4 protein-coding genes are annotated in these 3,061 nt (G+C 71.8%); 3 read left to right on the plus strand and 1 reads right to left on the minus strand.

From position 1 onward, the window contains the following. Nucleotides 1-209 (minus strand): aromatic amino acid lyase (locus Q1N79_RS20825; RefSeq protein WP_300611450.1); only part of this gene is annotated, 209 nt, incomplete at its 3' end. 263 nt (nt 210-472) lie between these two features. Between Q1N79_RS20825 and Q1N79_RS20830 the strand changes: the two genes are divergently transcribed. The 3 genes from Q1N79_RS20830 to Q1N79_RS20840 all read left to right on the plus strand — a co-directional run. Beyond that, nucleotides 473-1,402, plus strand: a complete 930-nt coding sequence (locus tag Q1N79_RS20830; protein ID WP_300611452.1) for an alpha/beta hydrolase — start codon at nt 473-475, stop codon at nt 1,400-1,402. Continuing rightward, entirely contained in the window at nt 1,399-2,181 is a 783-nt protein-coding gene (locus tag Q1N79_RS20835; protein ID WP_300611454.1) for a DUF427 domain-containing protein, read from the plus strand. Before Q1N79_RS20830 ends, Q1N79_RS20835 begins: the two co-directional genes overlap by 4 nt. Before the next feature lie 11 nt (nt 2,182-2,192). Continuing rightward, a partial coding sequence (locus Q1N79_RS20840; RefSeq protein ID WP_300611456.1) for a 2OG-Fe(II) oxygenase family protein occupies nt 2,193-3,061 on the plus strand: 869 nt, incomplete at its 3' end.

A 3,061-nucleotide genomic window follows, 5' to 3' on the forward strand; every position in this document is an offset into this window, starting at 1 on the left:
GGCTCGACCGCCACCGCGCCGTTGGCGCCGACTCCGGTGGTCCGCCCGTAGAACGGGTCCCTGGCCGCCAGTTCCAGTGCCGTCCGGTGCGCGGCGGCGGCCCTGGCCAGCCCCGCGGGCGCGATCGCGACCCGGGCGCCGCGGCGCGCCACCGCCGCGACCGCCGCGCAGCCCAGTGTGGCACCGTCCATCACCACAGGCTCACTCATCCCACGAATCCTATTTAACCGGTCGATATAGTTTCAAAGTGCAGGCGCCCCGGCCCGTTCGGGAAAATAAAGATCTTTATACCGAACGAGCACGGCTTGCTCTACCCGGGCCGAGTGCTGCCCGCGCGCTCATGTCGATATTTCCCATAAAATTGATCAAGAATATTGACAAATGTGGCCGGCGGTGTGACGCTGGAGGGGTGGCCGCAGCGCGGCGGTGACCTGACCCGGGCCGCCGCGGCGCCCGGGCGGGAGGAGCAGCAGTGGTTGCCGTGTCCCAGGGATTCACAGCGCTCGGCGATGAGTTCGCGCTTGTCGCGCAGACGGCGGCGGAAGCGGGGATTGCCGGCGGCCCGCTGCCCCGGGTCCGCAGGGGCTGGGTCAACGTCCCCACGGGCGGGCACGTCAGCGGCGTGTTCTGGGGCGAAGGGCAGCCAGAGCTCGTGTTCCTGCACGACATCGGCGAGAGCGCGCGCGCCTGGGACGCCGTCGCCCTGGCCGCGGGCCGTCCCAGCGTGGCGATCGACCTGCCCGGCCACGGGCGCTCGGACTGGCGCCGCGACGGGCGGTACGAGCCGGGCAAGCTCGCGCCCGCCGTCGCCGAAGCCATCCGCTCCTTCGCGCCGCGCGCACGGCTCGTGGCGGGCGGCGGCCTCGGCGGGCGTACCGGGCTCGCGCTGCACCGGCGCTATCCGGCGGTGCTCGCGGGGCTGGCCCTGGTCAACACCCTGCCCGGCTCGCCCGGCGGCCCCGGGTCGGCGTGGACGGGTCCTGAACGGTTCGCCAGTCCCGAGGAAGCCCTCGCGGCGCTGGCCGCCAGGCGCCCGGAGCACAGCGGGCAGGCCCTGCACAGGGAAGTCCTTTACGAGCTCGTCCAGAACACGGACGGCGCGTGGGTATGGCGGCACCATCCGGGCAACCTGCGGGCGGCCCCTGATCCCGGCCAGGAGGCCGGCGGTGACGACGGCCTGTGGACCGAGCTCGGCCAGCTCGCCATCCCCGTGGCCCTGATCCGCGGCGACTGGGCCGGGCCGCTGACAGCCGACGACCTGGCCAGGCTGCGCCAGCGGGCGCCGCGGGTCCGGGTGATCACCCTCCAGACGGCCGGGGCGGACATCCCCGCAACCCAGCCCGCGGCGCTTGCCGCCGCCCTCGACCAGCTACTGACAACGGAACCAGCGAGGCAGCAATGACGCAGACAGCAGAGCCGGCCGCGACGCAAACGGCGCCGCGGGTGCGCACCGAGCCGAACCAGCGGCGCGTGCGGGTGTTCTTCGGCGGCGAGGCGGTCGCCGACAGCGGCGCGACCGTCTACCTGTTCGAGACCGGGCACCTTCCCGTGTACTACTTTCCCCGCGACGACGTGCGGTTCGACCTCCTCGAGCCGACGAGCCTGCACACCCACTGCCCGTATAAGGGCGACGCGTCGTACTACTCCGTGCTCGCCGGCGGCCGGCGGTATGAGAACGCGGTGTGGGCCTACCCCGAGCCGATCGAGTCGGTTCCCCAGCTGCGCGATTACGTGGCCTTCTACTGGGACCAGGCCGACGCGTGGTATGAGGAGGACGACGAGGTGTTCCGCCACCCGCGCGACCCCTACCACCGGGTCGACGTGCTCAACTCCTCCCGTCACGTGCAGGTGCGGGTCGGCGGTGAACTCATCGCGGACAGCCGCCGTCCCAGGCTGCTATTCGAGACCGGCCTGCCCGTCCGCTATTACCTGCCCAAGCTCGACGTCCGGCCCGGGCTGCTCACCCCCAGCTCGAAGCGGACCCGTTGCCCGTACAAGGGGGAGGCCGTGTACTGGTCGGTGCGCGCCGGCGGCGAGCTCCACGAGGACATCGTGTGGAGCTACCCCGCGCCGATCCCTGAGACGCCGAAGATCGAGAACCTGCTTGCGTTCTACAACGAGAAGACAGACATCCTCGTGGACGGGATCCTGCAGGAGCGTCCCGTCACCAACTGGTCGTAAGGAGCACGCCCATGACGTACCAGATCCCGGTCATCGACCTGCAGGCCGCCACCAGGGCCGACGCTCCGCGGGACTTGCTGGCTGCCGTCAGGACCGCGACGCAGGAGATCGGCATCATCCAGGTGGTCAACCATGGCGTGCCGCCGGACCTGACCGGAGATTTCGACCGGCGGATCGGACGGCTGCTCGGCCTGCCGCGGGCGCGCAAGGCCGAGCTGGCCAGCCCGACCGGGCACCCGTACCGCGGCTGGCGGCAGTGGCCTGACGACTTCGGCCGGCTGGAGCTCGAGCGCTTCAACGTGGGGCAGTTCGACAACGCCGCGGACGCGCGCGCGGCAGGCCTGGCGGAGGAGTACCTCGGCCTGTACGCGCACGCCAACGTCTGGCCCGCCGACGACCCGGGGCTGCGGGAGGTGACGCACAGGTACATCGCCGCCGCCCGCGGCGTCGCCGAGCGGACACTCGGCCTGTACGCCAGGGCACAGGGCCTGCCCGCGGGCACGTTCCCTGTCAGCCCGCTGCCGCACCTGAGCCTGACCGTGAACGACTACCCGACGTGGACGTACCCGGACACCGGGCGTGACGAGGACAAGCTGCTGCTGCTCGAGCACGCCGACGGTTCGGCGGTCACGATCCTCGCCCAGGACGGGGACTACGAGGGCCTGCAGATCCAGCTGCCCGACGGGGACTGGCTGCCCGTGCCGATCGTGCCAGGCGCCCTGCAGGTCTTCTCCGGCACCCTGCTCACCCGGTGGACCAACGGGCTGCTGCGCCCGGCCCGCCACCGCGTGGTGGCCGGCGGCACCGTGACCAGGCGGTCGACGGCCATCTTCTACTACCCGGGCCTTGCCCAGGTGCTCGAGCCGCTGCCGCCGTTCGC

It is taken from the genome of Trebonia sp. (assembly GCF_030042015.1).
Classification (GTDB): domain Bacteria; phylum Actinomycetota; class Actinomycetes; order Streptosporangiales; family Streptosporangiaceae; genus Trebonia.